A 22,438-nucleotide genomic window follows, 5' to 3' on the forward strand; every position below is an offset into this window, starting at 1 on the left:
CGATAAAATGGCGACCAGAACTGTCATCGGCTTTTGCGCTTTGGCCGCAATCCTGCAGGCAGGTGCCGCGTCCGCCGGTGCCTGCGATTACCGGCTAAGCTCTTTGATCGGCAAAGGGTCCGCTGCGGTCGCCTCTACCGGCAGCAGCGTTACCAGCGCTGCCGGCAATGCTCTTGGCTATTACACCCTGACGGATGCCGCGACCGGTGCCTCTTTGCTTGGGTCGGCAGCGGCTAGCACAACAGCCGCCGGCGCCGCCGGTCTGGTTGCCAGCACAGGGTCAGGTCTGGGTGCGGCAGGCGCGGCGCTGGTGTCGCCCATCGGGATCGCAGTCGGTGTGGTCCTGGCCGTCGGCGTCGCCGGCTCCGAAGGTTACTGCTACTTCAAGGATGAACGGATCACCGACTATGACGACGTGCTTAGCGTCGTTGAAAGCCTGGCTGCCAATGCTGACCCGCTTTATTTCGAACTGATCAAGCCCAGCACGCCGCTTGCGCAGCAGGACATCCTGATCATCGCCGATGGCACAGGTGCTTTCACGAAATACGAGGTCGCCAAGCTTTATATCGTCAACGGCGCACTTAAATATCGCGCGCCGCTGCGGGACAAGACGATCGGCAATATCAGCCTTGATATCGTGCCGGCCGCGGCAGAATAATCAATCGCCCCAGCGATAGTTAAAGCTGACGCTGATCCTGTCCTCTTCGGCCATGTTCATCGGCACCTCGTGACGCAGCCAGCTTTCCCACAGCAGCACGTCACCGACATCCGGCGCAACATAGATGAACTGGCGTAGCGCTTCCTCTGCCCCCTTCTGGCGGCTGGGGGCCGCCATCATCATCGGCAGACGCGGGTCTTCGAACTTGATAGCAGAGGTGCCCTTGGGCATTGCCACATAGGTCGTGCCTGAAATTACCGAATGCGGGTGGATATGCGCCGTATGAATCCCACCCTCTGGCAGGATGTTAATCCACAGATCTTCCAGCTTCAGTTTCTTGTCACCCAGATCAAACGCCAGATCGGCAGCAAAGGCTTTAACGTGCTTATCCAATGCCTTTTTCAATGTCTTGAATATCGGCATCCGCCACGGCAGATCCGTCAATGACGCATAGGACGTATAGCCCGGAAAATCATGCTCCTCACACCATTCCTGCCCTGCCTCGTCATCTTCGGCAATGGACAGACATGTCGCCTCCAGCTCGGCGGCATCGATGGGCTTGCCATGCTCTGACAGCTTGGCGCGATAAAGGCGGGTCACGAAGAGTGAGGATATATCTGACATGCCGCTCTCATATCGCAGCGCCCCCGCCCTGGCGAGAGTAGAGTTGCGCATCTTGATTTGGGTCAAGGTGACGTGGGCCGCGGTGCGTTAAAACGGCGCGGTCAGAAGGAGACGACGATGTCAAACACCCCCCACGAGCTATCCGAAGAATTCCCCGCGCAGGCCGATCAGATTAAATCTCTGCGTACAACAAACGCGCATTTTGCAAAACTGGCTGATACCTATCACGAGGTAAACCGCGCCGTTCACCGCGCCGAAACCGACGTAGAGCCCACTTCGGACGCGCATATGGCTGACCTGCGCAAACAGCGCCTGCACCTGAAAGACCAGATTGCCGCCGCCCTTTCTGCTGCGAATAACTAAGAAGACCCGCAAAACAAAAAGCCCCCGCCGATCGCTCGGCGGGGGCTTCTTTTTCACACGGGCAATAGGCCCGGCATTTTACCAGTCTTCGCGAACGACCGTGCGGGTCTTGATCGGAAGCTTCATCGCAGCAAGGCGCAGCGCCTCGCGTGCAGTCACTTCATCAACACCGTCGATTTCGAACATCACGCGGCCAGGCTTAACCTTGGCAGCCCAGAAGTCGACGGAACCCTTACCTTTACCCATACGCACTTCGACGGGCTTGGAGGTGACGGGCAGATCCGGGAAAATACGGATCCAGACGCGGCCCTGACGCTTCATGTGACGCGTCATGGCACGACGTGCAGCTTCGATCTGGCGTGCAGTGATCCGCTCGGGCTCAACAGCCTTCAGACCATAGGTGCCGAAGTTCAGGTCAGACCCGCCCTTCGCGTCGCCATGGATCCGGCCCTTGTGCATCTTGCGGAATTTGGTGCGCTTTGGTTGCAGCATCTTGTGTTACTCCTTAGCGATCACGGCGCGGGCCACCAGGACCGCGCGGAACAGCGCCTTCCTGAAGCTCGGCGTGCTTGCGATCATGTCCGGTTGGGTCGTGCTCCATCAGCTCGCCTTTGAAGATCCAGACCTTGATCCCGATGATGCCATAGGGGGTCATTGCTTCGTACAGCGCATAGTCGATGTCGGCACGCAGCGTGTGCAAAGGCACGCGGCCTTCACGGTACCACTCGGTCCGGGCAATCTCGGCACCGCCAAGACGGCCGGCCAGGTTCACACGGATACCGCCAGCACCCATACGCATGGTGTTCTGCACGGCGCGCTTCATGGCACGGCGGAAGGACACACGACGCTCGAGCTGCTGACCGATGTTTTCAGCAACCAGGGCTGCGTCCATCTCGGGCTTGCGGACTTCGACGATGTTCAGGTGCAGTTCGGACTTCGTCAGTTTGGACAGCTTCAGACGCAGACCTTCGATGTCCGCACCCTTCTTGCCGATGATGACGCCCGGACGGGCTGCGTGGATCGTGACGCGGCACTTGCGGTGCGGACGCTCGATGATCACGTGGCTGATGCCGGCCTGACGGCACTCTTTGCGGATGAACGCCTTGATGGCGAGGTCTTCCAGCAGCAGATTGCCATAGTCCTTGGTATCTGCATACCAGCGGCTGTCCCAGGTACGGTTGACCTGCAGACGCATGCCGATGGGATTGACTTTGTTACCCATTATGCTTGCTCCTCAATCTGGCGTACCAGGATTGTGATTTCCGAGAACGGCTTGACGATCTTGCCGAACCGGCCACGAGCCCGCGGACGACCGCGCTTCATGATCAGGTTCTTGCCCACATAGGCCTCGGCGACGACCAGTTCATCGACGTCCAGGTTGTGGTTGTTCTCGGCGTTGGCGATTGCCGACTGAAGACACTTCTTCACGTCGCCAGCAATACGCTTCTTGCTGAAGGTCAGGTCCGTCAGGGCCTTCTCAACCTTCTTGCCGCGGATCAGCGCAGCAACCAGGTTCAGCTTTTGCGGGCTGGTACGCAGCATGCGCAGCTTTGCGCGGGCTTCGTTGTCGGCCACGCGGCGGGGATTCTTGTCCTTGCTCATGGCTTACTTCCGCTTCGCTTTTTTGTCGGCGGCGTGACCGTAATAGGTCCGCGTCGGGGAATACTCACCGAACTTCTGACCGATCATGTCTTCGCTGACGTTGACAGGGATATGCTTCTTGCCGTTGTACACACCAAACGTCAGGCCCACAAACTGGGGCAGGATCGTGGAGCGACGCGACCAGATCTTGATAACTTCGTTGCGGCCGCCTTCGCGGACCGCTTCGGCCTTCTTCAACACATAGGCGTCGACGAAAGGGCCTTTCCATACAGAGCGAGCCATATTAGCGGCCTTTCTTCTTCTGGTGACGCGAACGGACGATCAGACGCGAGGACGCCTTGTTCTTGTCGCGAGTCTTGTTGCCCTTGGTGCCCTTGCCCCACGGGGTGACCGGGTGACGACCACCGGAGGTCCGACCTTCACCACCACCATGCGGGTGGTCGATCGGGTTCATAGCGACACCGCGAACGGACGGACGCACGCCGTAGTGGCGCATACGACCGGCTTTACCGAGGTTCTGGTTGCTGTTGTCAGGGTTGGACACGGCACCGATGGTGGCCATGCATTCCTGACGGACCAGACGCAGTTCGCCCGAGGACAAACGGATCTGAGCGTAGCCGCCGTCACGACCAACGAACTGGGCATAGGTGCCAGCAGCGCGTGCGATCTGGCCGCCCTTGCCCTGCTTCAGCTCGATGTTATGAACGATGGTACCGATCGGCATGCCGCTGAAGGGCATGGCGTTGCCCGGCTTGATGTCAGCCTTGGCCGATGCGATGACCTTGTCACCGATCGAAACACGCTGCGGTGCCAGGATGTAATTCTGTGTGCCGTCTTCGTACTGGATCAGCGCGATGAAAGCGGTGCGGTTCGGGTCGTATTCGATACGAACGATAACAGCGGACATGTCCAGCTTGTTACGCTTGAAATCGACGATGCGGTAAAGACGCTTAGCGCCCCCACCAATACGACGCATGGTGATCCGTCCGGTGTTGTTCCGGCCGCCCGACTTTGTCAGACCCTGCGTAAGGGCCTTGACGGGACGTCCTTTCCAAAGCTCCGAACGGTCGATCAGCACCAGCCCACGCTGGCCCGGCGTCGTCGGTTTGTACGACTTGAGTGCCATGTTTCTGTCTTCCGTTTGCTTGGCGGCAACTCTTGCGAACTGCCTGAAGTGAAGGGCCCCGAAGGTCCCAAAGAATAAACCAAACGGCCCCGGAACGAATCCGAGGCCGGGTGATTGGCGGCTGATAGCAGGGAGGGGGTGAGGTGGCAAGGGGGGGGGAGCAGACCATGCACCCACGGCACAATGGAATATAAGCACTTTAAATTCACCCGATCATTTCACTCAGAAAATGAGCTTATGATTGCCTCCGTATCGTCTACAATAGACTGAAGTAGAAAGCTCTTTATCTCCCGACCGCATTCGAGACTAATAGAATTGGAAATCCCCATTTTTCCATGCGAAAATGAGTTGCGCAACGCGGATATGATTGCAAGAACTTGGAGATCATCACCGTCCTGAAATTTCTTTATTCTTTTTTTCAGACGATCGTCCGACATTGCTTTTGAAAGACTTGCCAACTGATGATCCTTCAGAGAGCTACGTACACCTTTTGCAGCTTTGCTAAAATCGGGTTTAGCAGCGCTTTTCGGAAAGTCCTGCCACTTCGAACCAAGCATTCTCTGATGCGTCTCAAGTGCAACAAACGAAAGCATTACCATTAGCTGTGCGGAATACCCCTCAATTGAATCTGTTCCCAGCTTTACGCCCTCCGAGACGTCGTCTGTCCCCATCAAGCCATCACAATACTTCGCCAGTCGATACTTCGATGCCGCAGAGGACAACATTTTAACATGGGGCACAGGCGACGATTCGATTGAGAACCCCCAACTCATAGGCGTAACCTTCGGACTGGCAGCACTTGCGAGACATGCCAATTGTAACTTCTTATAGTGTGCTGGCATCCAGGCATCTGACACTGATATTTTTATATTCAATTTGCTTTCCCAGAACATTTTCAAAGTAGCACGTCAGACCAGAAGGGTCACCGCAACCACAAGTTGATTTTCCCGACGAATATCACGAGCAATATATCTAGCAAACAAGAAAGGCCCCCCGCTTTCGCAGGGGGCCTTTTTTCAGTCTAACCGTAAAGCCAGTCTTACAGACCGGTGGACACGTCGATGGAGTTACCCTCTTCGAGCGTCACATAGGCCTTCTTGACGTCCTTACGGGTACCAAGCGAACCGCGGAAGCGCTTCACTTTACCTTTGGTGATCGTCGTGTTGACGGCCTTGACCTTCACACCGAACAGGGCCTCAACGGCCTGCTTGATCATCGGCTTGTTGGCGTCGATCGCCACCTCGAAAACAACGCCGTTGTTCTCGGATGTCTGGGTCGCCTTTTCCGTGATGATCGGCTTGCGGATCACATCGTAGTGTTCTGCCTTCGCGCTCATTTCAGTCGAGCCTCCAGTGCTTCGAGACCGGCCTTCGTGATGACCAGGGTATCGCTTTTCAGGATATCATAGACGTTCGCGCCCATGGAGGGCAGGACGTCCAGATTGGCCAGGTTGCGCGCTGCGCGGGCGAAGTCAGCGTTGACCTCGGCACCGTCGATGATCAGCGCACGCTTCCAGCCGCGATCGTTCACGTGCTTTGCCAGCGCCGCAGTCTTGGCGTTGTCGACAGCCAGTTGGTCGATCACGACCAGCTCGCCAGCCATCATTTTGGCGGACAGCGCGTGACGCAGACCCAGCTTGCGGAACTTCTTGGTCAGCTCGTGGCCGTGGCTACGCGGGGTTGGACCCTTGTAAACACCACCGTGACGGAAGATCGGCGCGCCTTTGGAACCGTGACGTGCGCCACCGGTGCCTTTTTGGCGATAGATCTTCTTGGTCGAGTAGGACACGTCCGAACGGCCCAGCGTGGCGTGTGTGCCCTGCTGTGCGTTGTTGCGCTGCCAACGGACCACACGGTGCAGGATGTCCGCACGCGGCTCCAACCCGAAGATCGCATCGTCCAGTTCCACGGAACCAGCGGATGCGCCGTCGATCTTGATTGCATCAGCCTTCATTGTTGTCACCCTCGTTTGCGGCGTCGTCCGCCGGGGTTTCGTTTGCGGCCTCGGCTTCAGCTGCCTCAAGTGCGGCCTGCTCTGCTTCAGCGGCGGCCTTTGCGGCTGCTGCTTCTTCAGCGGCTGCGGCTGCTGCTGCTTCTTCGGCCAGACGCTTGGCTTCTTCGTCCATGGACTTCAGACCAGCGGGGTAGATCACGCCTTCGGGCGTCGCCTTTTTGACGGCATCCTTAACAGTGACCCATGCGCCCTTGGAACCGGGAACAGCACCCTTGACCATGATCAAGCCACGGTCGGGATCGGTCTTGATGACCTGCAGGTTCTGGGTGGTAACACGGGCAGAGCCCATGTGACCGGCCATCTTCTTACCTTTGAAGATGCGGCCCGGATCCTGACACTGACCAACGGAACCGTGCGAACGGTGCGACACGGACACACCGTGCGACGCGCGCAGACCACCGAAATTGTGACGCTTCATGACACCGGCAAAACCTTTACCGATCGATGTGCCGGAGATGTCTACAAACTGACCAGCGAAGTAGTGGTTCGCAGTGATTTCTTCGCCAACGGCGATCATGTTTTCGGTCGCGACGCGGAATTCAGCAACCTTGCGCTTGGGTTCCACATTCGCCTTGGCGAAGTGGCCACGCATCGGTGCGCTGACGCGCTTGACCTTGGCTGTGCCTGCGCCCAGCTGAACGGCAGTGTAGCCGTCACGCTCGGGCGTGCGCTGTGCGACGACCTGCAGGTTTTCCAGGGCAAGGACGGTTACCGGGATCTGGCGGCCGTCTTCCATGAACAAGCGGGTCATGCCCAGCTTCTTCGCGATCAATCCTGTACGGAGCATATTCAATATCCTCCTTAAACGCTGATCTGCACGTCCACGCCAGCGGCGAGGTCGAGCTTCATCAGGGCGTCAACGGTCTGCGGGGTCGGATCGACGATATCAAGCAGGCGCTTGTGCGTACGGATCTCGAACTGGTCGCGCGACTTCTTGTCGATGTGCGGACCGCGCAGAACGGTGAATTTTTCGATCTTGTTCGGCAGCGGGATCGGGCCACGGACCGAAGCGCCGGTGCGCTTAGCGGTGGAGACGATCTCTGCGGTGGAGGCGTCGAGGACGCGGTAGTCAAACGCCTTCAGGCGGATGCGGATGTTCTGGCTGGCTGCCATGTGACATCACCCCTTAACTAGGGCTTAGATCGGAGAGGAGGAGACAGGCTCATCCGGCCCCCTCGTCGCGTCTTATGGTAACTTAAAAAGGGCACGCAAAGCGCACCCTTGGTGAGTTGGGGCCGTATAGGGCGAGTCGCTGCCTGTGTCTAGGGGCTTTACCCAAAGTTCTGCCTTGGATGTTGCAGTGTTTTTACATTTGCCGAGGTAATTGCCATCCGCAGCGAACAAGGTTGCCAACCGGCTTGGTGCGATAAATACATTTCAAAAAGTAAATGTTTCGCGTGCGATACATATTATGTAAAACGCCTATGCCCTGTTAGCAAAGGCTAATTCAGTCTGAATATTGGCCGTTAGGCACCCGCGCTGCACGCCAACATTCGGGCTTTTTTCGCGCGCCCTTAACACCCAATTTACCTTGATTGTAGAAACGATAAACGCCTTTTGGCAAAGGCCACTTCAATGCCCCCCACCAAACAAAAAGGCCGCCCCCTTTCGGAAGCGGCCTTCTTTGTCTTCAATGATCGGCCGAGTGGGACATTCTCGTGGTTTGCAAGCAAACCACTGCCATGTCCCACCCGTCACGTTTGGGCTGCGCCCAAGCCGTGACGTGCTTACTCGAGGATCTTGGACACGACGCCAGCACCGACGGTACGGCCGCCTTCACGGATGGCGAAGCGCAGACCGTCTTCCATTGCGATCGGTGCGATCAGCTCGACGTTGAACTTCAGGTTGTCGCCGGGCATGACCATTTCCGTGCCCTCGGGCAGGATCACGGTGCCGGTCACGTCCGTTGTACGGAAGTAGAACTGCGGGCGGTAGTTCGCGAAGAACGGTGTGTGACGACCGCCTTCTTCCTTGTTCAGGATGTAGGCCTCGGCCTCGAACTTGGTGTGCGGTGCAACCGACTTGGGCTTGCACAGAACCTGACCACGCTCAACGCCGTCACGGTCGATGCCGCGCAGCAGGATACCGACGTTGTCGCCAGCCTCACCGGAGTCCAGCAGCTTGCGGAACATCTCGACGCCCGTGCAAGTGGTGGTCTTGGTGTCGCGGATACCGACGATTTCGATGCTGTCGCCAACGTTGATCACGCCACGCTCGATACGGCCGGTCACAACAGTACCGCGGCCAGAGATCGAGAACACGTCCTCGATCGGCATCAGGAACGGCAGATCGACGGCACGTGCCGGTGTCGGGATGTATTCGTCAACAGCAGCCATCAGTGCCTTGATCGACTCTTCACCGATTTCAGGCTGGGTGCCGTTCATGGCGTGCAGTGCGGAACCGCGGATGATCGGAATATCGTCGCCGGGGTACTCGTAAGAGGACAGCAGCTCGCGGATTTCCATCTCGACGAGCTCCAGCAGCTCTTCGTCGTCTACCTGGTCAACCTTGTTCATGTAGACGACCATGTAGGGGATACCCACCTGGCGGCCCAGCAGGATGTGCTCGCGCGTTTGCGGCATGGGGCCGTCTGCAGCGTTCACAACCAGGATCGCGCCGTCCATCTGGGCAGCACCGGTGATCATGTTCTTGACGTAGTCGGCGTGGCCGGGGCAGTCAACGTGAGCGTAGTGACGGGTCTCAGTCTCGTATTCCACGTGCGCGGTAGAGATGGTGATGCCGCGGGCCTTCTCTTCGGGGGCGCCGTCGATCTGGTCGTATGCGCGGAAGTCGCCGAAGTACTTGGTGATTGCCGCCGTCAGCGTCGTCTTGCCGTGGTCAACGTGACCGATGGTCCCGATGTTCACGTGCGGTTTGTTGCGTTCGAACTTTGCCTTAGCCATGATGGCCTCCTTGGTATGCGAATAAGATGAGGGGCGCGGGGTTTCCCCCGCGCAGCCCGATTAAGCGTATTTCTTCTGGATCTCGTCAGAGATGTTCTGCGGCACCGGCTCGTAGTGGTCGAACTGCATGGTGAAGTTCGCACGACCCGACGACATCGAACGCAGGTTGTTGATGTAGCCGAACATGTTGGCCAGCGGCACGAAGGCGTCGATGACGTTCGCGTTGCCGCGGCTGTCCTGACCCTGCACCATACCGCGACGGGAGGTGAGGTCGCCGATGATGCCACCGGTGTACTCTTCCGGGGTCACGACTTCGACCTTCATGATCGGTTCAAGCAGCTTTGCGCCGGCCTTACGCATACCTTCACGCATACACATACGTGCAGCGATTTCGAATGCGAGGACCGAGGAGTCCACGTCGTGGAACTTGCCTTCCAGCAGCTGCACCTTGAAGTCGATGACCGGGAAACCTGCCAGCGGACCGGAGTCCATGACCGACTTGATACCCTTTTCAACGCCCGGAATGTATTCCTTGGGCACCGAACCACCGACAATCTTGGACTCGAAGGAGTAACCTTCGCCCGGCTCTGTCGGCATGATGTTCAGCGTGACTTCACCAAACTGACCCGAACCACCCGACTGCTTCTTGTGGGTGTAGGTGTGCTTGACTTCGTGGCCGATGGTTTCGCGATAAGCCACCTGCGGTGCACCGATGTTCGCCTCGACCTTGAATTCGCGCTTCATGCGGTCAACCAGGATGTCGAGGTGAAGTTCGCCCATGCCGCGCATGATGGTTTGACCGGATTCGAAATCGGTTTCCACGCGGAACGAGGGGTCTTCGGCTGCCAGGCGTGCGAGGGCAAGGCCCATCTTTTCCTGGTCGGCTTTGGTCTTGGGCTCGACCGCGATTTCGATCACGGGCTCGGGGAAGGTCATCGTTTCCAGCACGACCGGATCGTTCTGTGCACACAGGGTGTCACCGGTGGTTGTGTTCTTCAGACCGCCCAGAGCGATGATGTCGCCGGCGAAGGCTTCCTCGATCTCTTCACGCTGGATCGAGTGCATCATCATCATACGACCCACACGCTCTTTGTGCCCCTTGGTGGAGTTGAGCATGGTGTCGCCCTTGTTCAGCTTGCCCGAGTAGATACGGGTAAACGTCAAGGAGCCGACGAAGGGGTCGTTCATGATCTTGAAGGCCAGGCCAGAGAACGGCATGTCATCATCCGCACGGCGGGGGATGTTGCGTGTCTCTGTTTCGTCGCCAGGCTTGAAGCCCATGTAGTCGACAACGTCCAGCGGGCTGGGCAGGTAGTCGACAACAGCGTTCAGCAAAGGCTGCACGCCTTTGTTCTTGAAGGCGGAACCAGCCAGAACGGGAACGAACTTCATGGCCAGCGTACCCTTGCGGATCAGCTTGCGCAGCGTGTCCGCATCGGGCTCTTGACCGTCGAGGTAGGCCATCATGGCCTCGTCGTCCATTTCCACGGCCAGCTCGACCAGGGCAGCGTGATACTCTGCTGCCTTGTCTTTGTAGCTGTCACGGATCGGCTTACGGACCCAAGATGCACCCAGATCTTCGCCCTCGTAGACCCACTCTTCCATGGAAACGAGGTCGATGATGCCTTCCAGCTCGGTCTCTGCACCGATGGGCAACTGAACCGGTGCGGTCTTTGCGCCGGTGCGGTCTTCGATCATCTCGATGCACTTGTAGAAGTCAGCGCCGATCTTGTCCATTTTGTTGACGAACACGATCCGCGGCACCTTGTAGCGGTCAGCCTGACGCCACACGGTTTCGGTCTGGGGCTCGACACCGGCGTTGGCGTCCAGCACGCAGATCGCGCCGTCAAGCACAGCCAGCGAACGCTCGACTTCGATGGTGAAGTCAACGTGGCCGGGGGTGTCGATGATGTTCATGCGGAACTTGGTGTCCGACGTGCCATCAGCGGTCGGATCTTCCTGGCGCTGCCAGAAGGTCGTTGTCGCAGCAGAGGTAATCGTGATGCCCCGCTCCTGCTCCTGCTCCATCCAGTCCATCGTCGCGGCGCCGTCATGGACTTCGCCGATGTTGTGGGATTTGCCCGTGTAATACAGGATCCGCTCGGAGCAGGTGGTCTTACCTGCGTCGATGTGCGCCATGATCCCGAAGTTACGGTAGCGCTCAAGTTTATAGTCGCGTGCCATGAAAGGTGCTCCTGCTTACCAGCGGTAGTGGCTGAACGCTTTGTTCGCGTCGGCCATTTTGTGGGTGTCTTCGCGCTTTTTGACGGCTGTGCCGCGGTTGTTGACCGCATCCAGCAGTTCGCCGGCAAGACGCTCTTCCATTGTGTTTTCGTTGCGCTTTTTCGCAGCAGCGATCAACCAACGGATTGCCAGTGCTTCGCGGCGCTCCGGGCGGACTTCGACGGGAACCTGGTAGGTCGCACCACCGACGCGGCGCGAGCGCACTTCGACGGACGGCTTGATGTTCTCAAGGCACTCGTGGAACACTTCCACGGGGGACTTCTTCAGCTTGCCTTCGACGCGGTCGAATGCGTTGTAAACAATCCGTTCAGCAACGGCTTTTTTGCCGTCGATCATCAGGTTGTTCATAAATTTGGTCAGAACGGTATCACCGAACTTTGCGTCCGGCAGGACCTGGCGTTTTTCAGCGGCGTGACGACGTGACATGTCTTTTTCCTCTTATCAAGTTGCGGGCGAAATCCCGGCATCGTGCCGGGTCGGCCGAGTTTCTTACTTCGGCCGCTTCGCGCCATACTTGGAGCGACGCTGCTTACGGTCTTTAACGCCTTGGGTATCCAGAACACCGCGCAGGATGTGGTAACGGACACCGGGAAGGTCTTTTACACGGCCGCCACGGATCAGGACGACAGAGTGTTCCTGAAGGTTGTGGCTTTCGCCGCCGATGTAGGAGATGACTTCGAAGCCATTGGTCAAACGGACCTTGGCAACCTTACGCATAGCCGAGTTCGGCTTCTTTGGCGTGGTGGTGTAGACGCGTGTGCAGACGCCGCGCTTTTGCGGGCAGCCTTCAAGGTGCATCGATTTCGAACGGACTACTTTAGGCTGACGCGGCTTGCGGATCAGCTGCTGGATCGTTGGCATTGGGCTTTTGTCCCCATCTTTCTTGTGTGGCGACCACCGGGGGCCGCGGATTGATGACGCGTGCAACTCCGATTGGAACAGCACAAAAAATCCGCAGTCGAACCCTTACCGGAGGTTCGGTGCGGTGGGTAACAGAGGAACAAGGCGATAGTTGCCCGGTTCTTGACCACTTCAACTTTGGATTCGGATTTGGACGGACTTCGCCCTACCCGGATGAGGGGCCGTATAGGCTCTTGAAGGTAGGGTGTCAACACATGGGCACGGCCACCGCAAGCCTATGTGTTTTCTAGCGGATCCGGTCAGGGACAACGCGCCGTTTGAGGCTGATCCGCTGTTCTCTGAGCAGGGTAAAGACACCTGTGGCCACAACGATTCCCGCCCCGATCAGTGTCAGGGTGTTGGGAAACTCGCCAAAGGCCACGACCCCGAGGATGATGGCGGTCAGCAGGCTGGCGTAGCGGAACGGGGCGACGAAGCCGATCTCTCCGACGCGCATGGCGGCGACGGAAAAGATGTAGCCGAAGATGACAAAGACGGTGGCCCCCGCCAGATTGAACGCCTCTCTCCCGCTCAGGGGCTGCCAGTCATCCCAAATTGACACAAAGCCGGCAAAGGCTGTGATGCCGATGGCAGCGACGAGGGACACCATCAGGGACGGCACGGACCGCGATAGCTTTCGCACGATCAGATCACGCAGGGTGACACATGCGACTGCACCCAAGGCGTAAAGGGAGAAGATGTTAAAATCCGCCCCGCCCGGCCGGACAATCAGCATAACGCCGCCAAATCCGACAAGAATGGCCAGCAAACGCCGCCACCCCAGCGCCTCGCCCATGAACAGGGCTCCGGCTAGGCTGACGCTAAGCGGCAAGACCTGCATGATCGCGCTGACGTTGGCGATCGGCATGTGGAACAGGGCGGATATAAAGAAGTAGGCCCCGCCGATTTCCCCGGCGGTGCGCAGCAACATGATGATCCAGTCACGACGCGGCAGGTTGAATTGCAACTGCCCCAAGACGCGGGCCATGATAATCAGGCAGATCGTCACGCCCAGACCGCGCAGGCACAATAACTGAGAGAGCGGCAGCGCATCCCCCAAGGCCTTGGTAAAGGCATCGTTGATGGTAAATGTGACCATTGCGCCCGTCATCAGGGCCGCGCCGCGCATGTTGTCTGAAATCTGTGCCATGGCAACGGCGTAGCAGCGCCCCCTGCCCCGCGCCAGAGCCTGCGTGCAAACAATGCGCTTTTTCATGTAACGGATTCGGGCGACCAAACGAAAAAGGCCCCCGCATCCAGCGGGGGCCTTTCGTGTGTGACCAGTGGCCAGTCTTACTCGTCGCGGCTTTCCGGCGTGTCGACGATCACGGTATCGAATGCATCACCGCCAACCACATCATCGCTTGCCGGTGCGGGCGTCGGGGCTGCCAGACGTGCGGCCTCTTCTGCTTCTTCACGGCGCGTTTCGATGACGACGTTGTCACGCGAGGATGCAATGCCGCGGATCCGGCTGGTGGCACCGCCGGTGCCAGCCGGGATCAGACGACCCACGATGACGTTCTCTTTCAGACCGACCAGCTTGTCCCGCTTGCCCTGAACCGAAGCTTCGGTCAGCACGCGCGTGGTTTCCTGGAAGGATGCAGCAGAGATGAAGCTGCGGGTTTGCAGCGACGCCTTGGTGATACCCAGCAGGATCGGTTCGCCCGTTGCCGGACGGTCGCCGCGGGCCAGAACCTTGGCATTGGCTTCGTCAAACTCGGCCTTGTCCACGGTTTCACCCTTCAGAAGAACGGTATCACCGCTGTCCTGAATTTCCCACTTCTGCAGCATCTGACGCACGATGACTTCGATGTGCTTATCGTTAATCTTCACACCCTGCAGGCGGTAAACATCCTGCACCTCGTCGATCATGTAGTCAGCCAGCGCCTCGACACCCATGACCGCAAGAATATCGTGCGGAGCCGGGTTGCCGTCCATGATGTAGTCACCCTTCTGGACGAAGTCGCCTTCGGCCACGGGGATGTGCTTGCCTTTCGGCACCATGTATTCGACGCGGGTTTCAGAGTCGTCCGCCGCTTCGATCGCGATGCGACGCTTGTTTTTGTAGTCCTTGCCAAAGCGGACGTAGCCGTCGATTTCCGCGATGATGGCGTGATCCTTCGGGCGACGTGCCTCGAAGAGTTCGGCCACACGCGGCAGACCACCGGTGATGTCCTTGGTTTTGGCACCTTCACGCGGAATACGCGCAACAACGTCACCGGCCTGAATGTCTTCGCCGTCTTCTACGGACAGAACAGCGTCAACAGACATGGCATAGGATACGGGGTTGCCGTCATCCTTCAGCGCGGGTTCCCCGTCGGGGCCTGCGATGATGATCTTTGGTGCCAGCTCGTTGCCCTTGGGGGCTGCGCGCCAGTCGGACACAATACGCTGGGTCATACCTGTCGCATCATCGGTTTCTTCGCGCATGGCGATACCGTTGATCAGGTCGACATAACGCACCTTACCACCTTTTTCGGCGATGATCGGCAGTGTGAATGGATCCCATTCAAACAGCTTGTCGCCGCGGTGGACGTCCTGACCTTCTTTGACAAAGACCTTGGAGCCGTAACCGACCTTGTGGTTAGCACGTTCGACGCCATTGCCGTCGACAATCGCCAGAACCATGTTCCGGCCCATGACGACATGTTCGCCTGCGGTGTTATCCAGCAACGATGCATTGCGGAATTCCACCTTGCCGGGCTGGCTGGCTTCCAGGAACGACTGCTGACCACCCTGGGCCACACCGCCGATGTGGAACGTCCGCATCGTCAGCTGGGTGCCGGGTTCACCGATGGACTGCGCGGCAATGATGCCGACAGCTTCGCCGATGTTCACGCGGGTACCGCGCGCCAGGTCGCGGCCGTAGCAGGTGGCGCAAACGCCGTCTTCGGCCTCGCAGGTCAGTGGCGACCGGATGCGCATTTTCGCAACACCGGCCATGTCGATCATGTCGGCCTTGCGCTCGTCGATCAGCTCGCCGGCTTCGACGATCACTTCGTCGGTGCCGGGCTTAAGCACGTCATCCGCGGACACACGGCCCAGAACACGTTCTGCCAGCGACGATACAACTTCGCCGTCGTTTACGGCTGCTTCTGCCGTGATGGCACGGTCGGTGCCGCAGTCGATTTCGCGAATGATGCAGTCCTGCGCAACGTCCACCAGACGTCGTGTCAGATAACCCGAGTTCGCCGTCTTCAACGCCGTATCCGACAGACCCTTACGGGCACCGTGGGTGGAGTTGAAGTATTCAAGAACGGTCAGACCTTCCTTGAAGTTCGAGATGATCGGCGTCTCGATGATCTCGCCCGACGGCTTGGCCATCAGACCACGCATACCGCCCAGCTGCTTCATCTGGGTAACAGAACCACGCGCACCGGAGTGGGCCATCATGTAGACCGAGTTCGGCTCGTTTTCAGCGCCGTTCGCGTCTACGCCCGCCTTGGAGATGGTGGACATCATGGCGTCGGTAACCTTGTCGTTACACTTCGACCAGGCATCGACGACCTTGTTGTACTTTTCGCCCTGCGTAATCAGGCCGTCCATGTACTGCTGTTCAAAGTCCTTCACCAGATCGCGCGTTTCTTCGACCAGCGGCCACTTTGTATCGGGAACGACCATGTCGTCCTTACCAAAGGAGATGCCGGCCTTGAACGCTTCGCGGAAACCCATGGTCATGATCTGGTCACAGAAGATGACGGATTCTTTCTGGCCGCAGTAACGATACACGGTGTCGATGACCTGCTGCACTTCTTTCTTGCGCAGCAGACGGTTGACTAGGCTGAACGGTGCCTTTGCGTTCAGTGGCAGAAGCGCACCCAGCCGCAGACGGCCCGGAGTCGTTTCAAAGCGAACGGTGATTTCGTTGCCTTCGTCATCGATCTGGCTCATGCGCGCCTGAATTTTGGCGTGCAGGTGTACTTCACCAGAGGTCAGAGCGTGTTCGACTTCTTCGATGTTCGAGAAGGACATGCCTTCACCCTTCATCCCGTCGCGCTGGATCGTGGTGTAGTACAGACCCAAGATCATGTCCTGAGATGGAACAATGATCGGCGCGCCGTTGGCAGGCGACAGCACGTTGTTCGTGGACATCATCAGAACGCGTGCTTCGAGCTGGGCTTCCAGCGAAAGGGGCACGTGGACAGCCATCTGGTCGCCGTCAAAGTCAGCGTTGAACGCGGAACAGACCAGCGGGTGCAGCTGAATTGCCTTGCCTTCGATCAGGACCGGTTCGAACGCCTGAATACCAAGACGGTGCAGCGTGGGCGCACGGTTCAGCATGACGGGGTGTTCGCGGATGACCTCATCCAGAATATCCCAAACCTCGGGACGTTCCTTTTCCACCAGCTTTTTCGCCTGCTTCACGGTCGAAGACAGACCCTTGGCTTCCAGACGCGAGTAAATGAACGGCTTGAACAGTTCGAGCGCCATCTTCTTTGGCAGACCGCACTGGTGCAGCTTCAATTCCGGGCCGGTCACGATGACCGAACGACCAGAAAAGTCGACGCGCTTACCCAAAAGGTTCTGACGGAAGCGGCCCTGCTTACCTTTCAGCATGTCGGACAGCGACTTCAGCGGGCGCTTGTTGGCACCAGTGATGACGCGGCCACGGCGGCCGTTGTCGAACAAGGCATCGACAGATTCCTGCAGCATCCGCTTTTCGTTGCGGACAATGATGTCAGGTGCGCGCAATTCGATCAGACGCTTCAGACGGTTGTTCCGGTTGATCACGCGGCGATACAGATCGTTCAGGTCGGAGGTCGCAAAACGGCCACCATCCAGCGGCACCAGCGGGCGCAGTTCTGGCGGGATGACCGGAATGACGGTCAGAACCATCCATTCAGGACGGTTGCCGGATTCGATGAAGTTTTCGACGATCTTCAGACGCTTGATGATCTTCTTGGGCTTCAGCTCGCCAGTTGCCTCTTTCAGATCAGCGCGCAGCTGCTCTGCTTCGGCGTCCAGATCAATCTGGGCCAGCATCTCGCGGATGGCTTCTGCACCAATGTTCGCCTGGAATGCATCGGCGCCGTAGGCGTCCTGTGCGTCGTTGAATTCTTCCTCGGTCATCAGCTGACCATAGGTAAGGTCAGTCAGACCGGGTTCGATCACAACGTAGTTTTCAAAGTACAGAATGCGTTCCAGGTCGCGCAGAGTCATGTCCAGCATCAGACCGATGCGGCTTGGCAGCGACTTCAGGAACCAGATGTGCGCGACAGGCGCAGCCAGCTCGATGTGGCCCATCCGCTCGCGGCGGACCTTCTGCAGCGTGACTTCAACACCGCACTTTTCGCAGACAACGCCGCGATATTTCATGCGCTTGTATTTGCCGCACAGGCATTCGTAATCTTTGATCGGGCCAAAGATACGCGCGCAGAACAGACCGTCCCGCTCTGGCTTGAACGTACGGTAGTTGATGGTCTCTGGCTTTTTAATCTCGCCAAAGGACCACGACAGGATCCGCTCTGGCGATGCCAGCGATACCTTGATTTCGTCAAACGTTTTGACCGGGGCAACCGGGTTAAACGGATTGTTTGTCAGTTCCTGGTTCATCTTCAATTCCTTGAATTGGGGTGCAGTGGGGGCCGACAGGAAAAGCCTTCGTCATAGAGACCTTTCCTGCCGCAAGAATTTTCGAAAAGAAAATTCTTACTCGCCGTCCTCCGCATCCAGGAGTTCCATGTTGAGGCCGAGGCCCCGGACTTCTTTGACCAGAACGTTGAACGATTCCGGCACGCCGGCTTCGAAGTTGTCCTCGCCTTTGACGATGCTCTCATAGACCTTGGTCCGGCCAGCCACGTCGTCCGATTTCACAGTCAGCATTTCCTGCAGGGTGTAGGCAGCACCGTAAGCTTCAAGTGCCCAAACCTCCATCTCACCGAAGCGCTGACCACCGAACTGCGCTTTACCACCCAGCGGCTGCTGCGTGACAAGTGAGTACGGTCCCGTGGAACGGGCGTGGATCTTGTCGTCGACAAGGTGGTGCAGCTTCAGCAGGTATTTCACACCCACCGTCACCTTGCGGCTGAACTGCTCGCCGGTACGACCGTCGAACAGGACCGACTGGCCAGAGGTGTCGAAACCGGCCCGCGTCAGCGAGTCGTTCACGTCAGCCTCTTTTGCACCGTCGAAGACCGGTGTTGCGATCGGCACGCCGCGGGTCACGTTGCCTGCGATTTCCAGCATCTCGGAGTCGTCCATGCCTTCGATGCCTTCATCGTAAACTTCGTCGCCGTAGACGATGCGCAGCGCTTCACGGACCGGAGTCAGATCGCCGGAACGGCGATAGGCACCCAGCGCCTCGTCGATCTGCAGACCCAGACCGCGTGCGGCCCAACCCATATGGGTTTCAAGGATCTGACCGACATTCATGCGCGACGGCACGCCCAGCGGGTTCAGACAGAAGTCGACAGGGGTACCATCCGCAAGGAACGGCATGTCCTCCATCGGGACCACTTTCGAAATCACACCCTTGTTGCCGTGACGGCCGGCCATTTTGTCGCCCGGCTGCAGCTTGCGCTTCACCGCGACGAAGACCTTGACCATCTTCATCACACCCGGCGGCAGATCGTCGCCACGGCGGACCTTTTCGACCTTGTCTTCGAAGCGCGCATCCATCGTCTTTTTCTGGATCTCGTACTGCTCGTTCAAGGCTTCAACGATCTGCGCGTCGGCTTCGTCCTTTAGTGCCAGCTGCCACCACTGACCGCGGGACAGTTCGGACACCGACTCTCCTGTGATCACGGTGTTCGCCTTGAAGCCGCGAGGGCCCTTCACTGCGACTTTACCTTCGATCATCGACCACAGACGGGCATAGATGTTGCGATCAAGGATCGCCATCTCGTCGTCACGGTCACGCGACAGGCGCTCGACCTCTTCGCGCTCGATCTGCAGGGCGCGTTCGTCCTTTTCCACACCGTGGCGGTTGAACACGCGCACTTCGACGACCGTACCAAAGTCACCCGGCGGCAGACGCAGGGATGTGTCACGCACATCAGAGGCTTTTTCGCCAAAGATCGCGCGCAGCAGCTTTTCTTCGGGCGTCATCGGGCTTTCGCCCTTTGGCGTAATCTTGCCCACCAGAATGTCTGCTGGCCCGACCTCCGCACCGATGTATACGATACCTGCTTCGTCAAGGTTGCGCAGTGCTTCCTCGCCGACGTTCGGAATATCGCGGGTGATTTCCTCTGGCCCAAGCTTCGTATCACGGGCCGCGACTTCGAATTCATCGATGTGGATCGATGTGAAGACGTCGTCACGGGTAATCCGCTCCGAGATCAGGATCGAGTCTTCGTAGTTGTAGCCATTCCACGGCATGAAGGCGACGACGACGTTCTTACCCAGCGCCAGTTCACCCATATCGGTGGATGGCCCGTCGGCAATAACTTCGCCCTTCAGAACCGTATCGCCCACCTTCACCAGCGGACGCTGGTTGATGCAGGTGTTCTGGTTCGAACGCTGGAACTTGCGCATGCGGTAAATGTCGACGCCCGCATCGCCCAACTCCAGATCGGACGTAGCACGCACGACGATACGCTGCGCATCGACCTGGTCGATGATGCCTGCGCGCTTTGCCATGATTGCAGCGCCGGAATCGCGAGCGACGACTTCTTCGATGCCCGTGCCGACCAGCGGTGCTTCTGCTTGAAGCAGCGGCACAGCCTGACGCTGCATGTTCGATCCCATCAAAGCGCGGTTAGCGTCGTCGTTTTCCAGGAACGGAATCAGCGATGCCGCGACCGAGACCAGCTGCTTTGGCGACACGTCGATCAGGTCCACGTTTTCACGCGGGGACAGCGTGTAATCGCCGTTCTTGCGGGTCGAGACCAGTTCGTTTTCGAAACCGCCAGCTTCGGTCAGGTTCGCGTTGGCCTGCGCCACGGTGTGACGCATTTCTTCGGTGGCGGACATGTAGGATACGTCGTCCGTCACCTTACCATCGACGACTTTGCGATAGGGTGTTTCGATAAAGCCGTATTTGTTCACACGGGCAAAGGTTGCCAGCGAGTTGATCAGACCAATGTTCGGGCCTTCCGGCGTTTCAATCGGACACATCCGGCCATAGTGGGTCGGGTGAACGTCGCGGACTTCAAAGCCGGCACGTTCGCGGGTCAGACCGCCCGGTCCCAGTGCGGACAGACGACGCTTGTGCGTGACTTCCGACAGCGGGTTTGTTTGGTCCATGAACTGCGACAGCTGAGACGAGCCGAAGAATTCGCGCACTGCAGCGGCAGCAGGCTTTGCGTTGATCAGATCCTGCGGCATGACCGTGTCGATTTCGACGCTGGACATACGCTCCTTGATCGCGCGCTCCATGCGCAGCAGGCCAACCCGGTACTGGTTTTCCATCAGCTCGCCGACAGACCGCACGCGGCGGTTGCCGAGGTGGTCGATGTCGTCGATATCGCCTTTGCCGTCGCGCAGTTCGACCAGCGCCTTGATGCAGGCGATGATGTCTTCGCGGCGCAGGGTGCGCTGCGTGTCTTCTGCATCCAGATCAAGACGCATGTTCATCTTGACGCGGCCCACAGCAGACAGATCGTAGCGGTCGGCGTCAAAGAACAACGTGTCGAACAGCGCAGAGGCCGCATCGACGGTTGGCGGCTCGCCCGGGCGCATGACGCGGTAAATATCCATGAGCGCGGTTTCGCGGTTCATGTTCTTATCAGCCGCCATCGTGTTGCGCATGTAGGCGCCGACGTTGATGTTATCGATATCCAGAACCGGGATCGTGGTGACGCCTGCGTCGATCAGATCCTTCAGTGTACCGCCGATGACGTCGCCGGACTTGTCCATCTCGAGGGTCAGCTCGTCGCCAGCTTCGACAAAGATCGCGCCGGTGTCTTCGTCGATGATGTCCCGTGCAACAAACTTGCCGACGATGTGGTTGTAGGGAACCAGCAGCTCGGTGACATTGCCTTCGTCAATCAGTTTCTTGACCGAACGCGGCGTGACCTTTTCGCCAGCCTTGGCAATCACTTCGCCAGTCGCGGCGTCGATCAGGTCATAGGTCGGACGGGTGCCACGAACGCGTTCCGGGAAGAACTTTGTCGTCCAGGCGTTTGCCTTGGCGTCCAGCTTGAATTCGACGGTGTTGTAATAGGCATCCATGATGGATTCCTGGTCCAGACCCAACGAATACAGCAGGGTCGTGACAGGCAGCTTACGACGACGGTCGATGCGGCAGAATACCAGATCCTTGGCGTCGAATTCGAAATCCAGCCAGGAACCGCGGTATGGAATGATACGGCAAGCAAACAGCAGCTTACCGGAGCTGTGGGTCTTACCCTTGTCGTGATCAAAGAACACACCGGGGGAACGGTGCATCTGGGACACGATCACGCGCTCTGTGCCGTTCACAATGAACGTACCGTTTTGCGTCATCAAAGGCATATCGCCCATGAAAACGTCCTGCTCCTTGATGTCCTTGACGGACTTGGCACCGGTATCTTCGTCTACATCGAACACGATCAGGCGCAGCGTGACCTTCAGCGGGGCGCTGTAGGTCATATCGCGCTGCTGGCACTCTTCTACGTCGTACTTGGGCTTTTCCAGTTCGTACTTCACGAATTCCAGAACGGCGGTTTCGTTGAAATCCTTGATCGGGAAAACCGACTGGAACACGCCCATAATACCTTCGCCGTCCAGCGGGGTCGGGCTGTCGCCAGAGCGCAGAAACAGGTCATAGGACGATTTCTGAACCTCAATCAGGTTCGGCATCTCCAGGACTTCACGAATTTTGCCGTAGTACTTGCGCAGGCGTTTCTGGCCGAGGAAAGAAGAAGCCATATCTAATGTCACCTTATATCTGTCTGTCGCACATCACGCTGCCCGGGCTGCAGCATGGTCTGCTTATGACTGGGGGCGTGCCGTCCATACGTGACCCTTGTCCCACCAAAGGCCTCCCGACGGAGCCACCTACCCAAAAGGGGGGCTGAATGATCAGCCAACCTTTAAGACAGGTGCGGCTGGACCTGCGACATTCGCAGATCCAGCCATTTTTTG

General features: G+C 58.2%; 20 protein-coding genes. 2 read left to right on the forward strand and 18 right to left on the reverse strand.

What is annotated here, in order from left to right:
* Window positions 1-7 precede the first annotated feature (7 nt).
* Window positions 8-658 carry a hypothetical protein gene (locus SJY10_RS15460; RefSeq protein ID WP_386684256.1) on the forward strand — a complete coding sequence of 217 codons (651 nt, stop codon included), beginning with the start codon at window positions 8-10 and terminating at the stop codon, window positions 656-658.
* On the opposite strand, the gene SJY10_RS15465 is transcribed toward SJY10_RS15460, so the two are convergent.
* Complete coding sequence (locus tag SJY10_RS15465) at window positions 659-1,282, reverse strand: TIGR02466 family protein (protein ID WP_386684258.1); 624 nt, start codon at window positions 1,280-1,282, stop codon at window positions 659-661.
* 117 nt (window positions 1,283-1,399) lie between these two features.
* Here SJY10_RS15465 and SJY10_RS15470 point away from each other — a divergent pair, with 117 nt between their 5' ends.
* Complete coding sequence (locus SJY10_RS15470) at window positions 1,400-1,645, forward strand: YdcH family protein (protein ID WP_386684260.1); 246 nt, start codon at window positions 1,400-1,402, stop codon at window positions 1,643-1,645.
* A 78-nt stretch (window positions 1,646-1,723) separates the two neighbouring features.
* Here SJY10_RS15470 and rplP read toward each other — a convergent pair whose 3' ends face one another.
* From rplP to rpoB, 17 genes are all read right to left on the reverse strand, one after another.
* Window positions 1,724-2,137, reverse strand: coding sequence for a 50S ribosomal protein L16 (gene rplP / locus SJY10_RS15475; RefSeq protein ID WP_072857162.1), 414 nt, complete (start codon window positions 2,135-2,137; stop codon window positions 1,724-1,726).
* Between the two features lie 13 nt (window positions 2,138-2,150).
* A complete protein-coding gene (rpsC, locus tag SJY10_RS15480) occupies window positions 2,151-2,867 on the reverse strand; it encodes a 30S ribosomal protein S3 (protein WP_386684263.1) in 717 nt (238 codons plus the stop codon).
* A complete protein-coding gene (rplV, locus tag SJY10_RS15485) occupies window positions 2,867-3,247 on the reverse strand; it encodes a 50S ribosomal protein L22 (protein ID WP_090189709.1) in 381 nt (126 codons plus the stop codon). The genes rpsC and rplV overlap by 1 nt, the downstream gene beginning before the upstream one ends.
* A 3-nt stretch (window positions 3,248-3,250) precedes the next feature.
* Entirely contained in the window at window positions 3,251-3,529 is a 279-nt protein-coding gene (gene rpsS, locus SJY10_RS15490) for a 30S ribosomal protein S19 (RefSeq protein ID WP_090189711.1), read from the reverse strand.
* Window position 3,530: 1 nt separating this feature from the next.
* Window positions 3,531-4,373: a 50S ribosomal protein L2 gene (gene rplB / locus SJY10_RS15495; RefSeq protein WP_090189713.1), complete on the reverse strand. Its 843-nt coding sequence runs from the start codon at window positions 4,371-4,373 to the stop codon at window positions 3,531-3,533.
* Between the two features lie 218 nt (window positions 4,374-4,591).
* Entirely contained in the window at window positions 4,592-5,146 is a 555-nt protein-coding gene (locus SJY10_RS15500; protein ID WP_386684266.1) for a hypothetical protein, read from the reverse strand.
* 266 nt (window positions 5,147-5,412) lie between these two features.
* Window positions 5,413-5,709: a 50S ribosomal protein L23 gene (locus tag SJY10_RS15505; RefSeq protein WP_090189717.1), complete on the reverse strand. Its 297-nt coding sequence runs from the start codon at window positions 5,707-5,709 to the stop codon at window positions 5,413-5,415.
* Window positions 5,706-6,326, reverse strand: a complete 621-nt coding sequence (gene rplD, locus SJY10_RS15510; protein ID WP_386684268.1) for a 50S ribosomal protein L4 — start codon at window positions 6,324-6,326, stop codon at window positions 5,706-5,708. Before rplD ends, SJY10_RS15505 begins: the two co-directional genes overlap by 4 nt.
* Window positions 6,316-7,173 (reverse strand): 50S ribosomal protein L3, encoded by an 858-nt coding sequence (gene rplC, locus SJY10_RS15515; RefSeq protein WP_386684270.1) that lies wholly within the window; start codon window positions 7,171-7,173, stop codon window positions 6,316-6,318. Before rplC ends, rplD begins: the two co-directional genes overlap by 11 nt.
* Window positions 7,174-7,187: 14 nt before the next feature.
* A complete protein-coding gene (gene rpsJ, locus SJY10_RS15520; RefSeq protein ID WP_056032218.1) occupies window positions 7,188-7,499 on the reverse strand; it encodes a 30S ribosomal protein S10 in 312 nt (103 codons plus the stop codon).
* Between the two features lie 614 nt (window positions 7,500-8,113).
* Window positions 8,114-9,289, reverse strand: a complete 1,176-nt coding sequence (gene tuf, locus SJY10_RS15525) for an elongation factor Tu (protein WP_386684272.1) — start codon at window positions 9,287-9,289, stop codon at window positions 8,114-8,116.
* 60 nt (window positions 9,290-9,349) lie between these two features.
* On the reverse strand, window positions 9,350-11,473 hold the full coding sequence (gene fusA, locus SJY10_RS15530) for an elongation factor G (protein WP_386684274.1): 2,124 nt from the start codon (window positions 11,471-11,473) through the stop codon (window positions 9,350-9,352).
* Window positions 11,474-11,488: 15 nt separating this feature from the next.
* Entirely contained in the window at window positions 11,489-11,959 is a 471-nt protein-coding gene (gene rpsG, locus SJY10_RS15535; protein WP_386684276.1) for a 30S ribosomal protein S7, read from the reverse strand.
* Between the two features lie 63 nt (window positions 11,960-12,022).
* Window positions 12,023-12,394: a 30S ribosomal protein S12 gene (rpsL, locus tag SJY10_RS15540; RefSeq protein WP_090191912.1), complete on the reverse strand. Its 372-nt coding sequence runs from the start codon at window positions 12,392-12,394 to the stop codon at window positions 12,023-12,025.
* A 286-nt stretch (window positions 12,395-12,680) separates the two neighbouring features.
* A complete protein-coding gene (locus tag SJY10_RS15545; protein ID WP_386684279.1) occupies window positions 12,681-13,583 on the reverse strand; it encodes a DMT family transporter in 903 nt (300 codons plus the stop codon).
* Window positions 13,584-13,726: 143 nt separating this feature from the next.
* Window positions 13,727-17,986: a DNA-directed RNA polymerase subunit beta' gene (gene rpoC / locus SJY10_RS15550; RefSeq protein ID WP_386684281.1), complete on the reverse strand. Its 4,260-nt coding sequence runs from the start codon at window positions 17,984-17,986 to the stop codon at window positions 13,727-13,729.
* 96 nt (window positions 17,987-18,082) lie between these two features.
* A complete protein-coding gene (gene rpoB / locus SJY10_RS15555) occupies window positions 18,083-22,222 on the reverse strand; it encodes a DNA-directed RNA polymerase subunit beta (protein ID WP_386684283.1) in 4,140 nt (1,379 codons plus the stop codon).
* Between the last annotated feature and the right edge of the window lie 216 nt (window positions 22,223-22,438).

Source organism: Loktanella sp. R86503 (assembly GCF_042466455.1).
Taxonomy (GTDB): domain Bacteria; phylum Pseudomonadota; class Alphaproteobacteria; order Rhodobacterales; family Rhodobacteraceae; genus Loktanella.

What these genes read in the sequence shown, in the direction of transcription:
- SJY10_RS15460 (WP_386684256.1), top strand. Translation starts at nt 8, where the DNA reads ATGGCGACCAGAACTGTCATCGGCTTTTGCGCTTTGGCCGCAATCCTG.
- SJY10_RS15465 (WP_386684258.1), bottom strand. Translation starts at nt 1,282, where the DNA reads ATGTCAGATATATCCTCACTCTTCGTGACCCGCCTTTATCGCGCCAAG.
- SJY10_RS15470 (WP_386684260.1), top strand. Translation starts at nt 1,400, where the DNA reads ATGTCAAACACCCCCCACGAGCTATCCGAAGAATTCCCCGCGCAGGCC.
- rplP (WP_072857162.1), bottom strand. Translation starts at nt 2,137, where the DNA reads ATGCTGCAACCAAAGCGCACCAAATTCCGCAAGATGCACAAGGGCCGG.
- rpsC (WP_386684263.1), bottom strand. Translation starts at nt 2,867, where the DNA reads ATGGGTAACAAAGTCAATCCCATCGGCATGCGTCTGCAGGTCAACCGT.
- rplV (WP_090189709.1), bottom strand. Translation starts at nt 3,247, where the DNA reads ATGAGCAAGGACAAGAATCCCCGCCGCGTGGCCGACAACGAAGCCCGC.
- rpsS (WP_090189711.1), bottom strand. Translation starts at nt 3,529, where the DNA reads ATGGCTCGCTCTGTATGGAAAGGCCCTTTCGTCGACGCCTATGTGTTG.
- rplB (WP_090189713.1), bottom strand. Translation starts at nt 4,373, where the DNA reads ATGGCACTCAAGTCGTACAAACCGACGACGCCGGGCCAGCGTGGGCTG.
- SJY10_RS15500 (WP_386684266.1), bottom strand. Translation starts at nt 5,146, where the DNA reads ATGAGTTGGGGGTTCTCAATCGAATCGTCGCCTGTGCCCCATGTTAAA.
- SJY10_RS15505 (WP_090189717.1), bottom strand. Translation starts at nt 5,709, where the DNA reads ATGAGCGCGAAGGCAGAACACTACGATGTGATCCGCAAGCCGATCATC.
- rplD (WP_386684268.1), bottom strand. Translation starts at nt 6,326, where the DNA reads ATGAAGGCTGATGCAATCAAGATCGACGGCGCATCCGCTGGTTCCGTG.
- rplC (WP_386684270.1), bottom strand. Translation starts at nt 7,173, where the DNA reads ATGCTCCGTACAGGATTGATCGCGAAGAAGCTGGGCATGACCCGCTTG.
- rpsJ (WP_056032218.1), bottom strand. Translation starts at nt 7,499, where the DNA reads ATGGCAGCCAGCCAGAACATCCGCATCCGCCTGAAGGCGTTTGACTAC.
- tuf (WP_386684272.1), bottom strand. Translation starts at nt 9,289, where the DNA reads ATGGCTAAGGCAAAGTTCGAACGCAACAAACCGCACGTGAACATCGGG.
- fusA (WP_386684274.1), bottom strand. Translation starts at nt 11,473, where the DNA reads ATGGCACGCGACTATAAACTTGAGCGCTACCGTAACTTCGGGATCATG.
- rpsG (WP_386684276.1), bottom strand. Translation starts at nt 11,959, where the DNA reads ATGTCACGTCGTCACGCCGCTGAAAAACGCCAGGTCCTGCCGGACGCA.
- rpsL (WP_090191912.1), bottom strand. Translation starts at nt 12,394, where the DNA reads ATGCCAACGATCCAGCAGCTGATCCGCAAGCCGCGTCAGCCTAAAGTA.
- SJY10_RS15545 (WP_386684279.1), bottom strand. Translation starts at nt 13,583, where the DNA reads ATGGCACAGATTTCAGACAACATGCGCGGCGCGGCCCTGATGACGGGC.
- rpoC (WP_386684281.1), bottom strand. Translation starts at nt 17,986, where the DNA reads ATGAACCAGGAACTGACAAACAATCCGTTTAACCCGGTTGCCCCGGTC.
- rpoB (WP_386684283.1), bottom strand. Translation starts at nt 22,222, where the DNA reads ATGGCTTCTTCTTTCCTCGGCCAGAAACGCCTGCGCAAGTACTACGGC.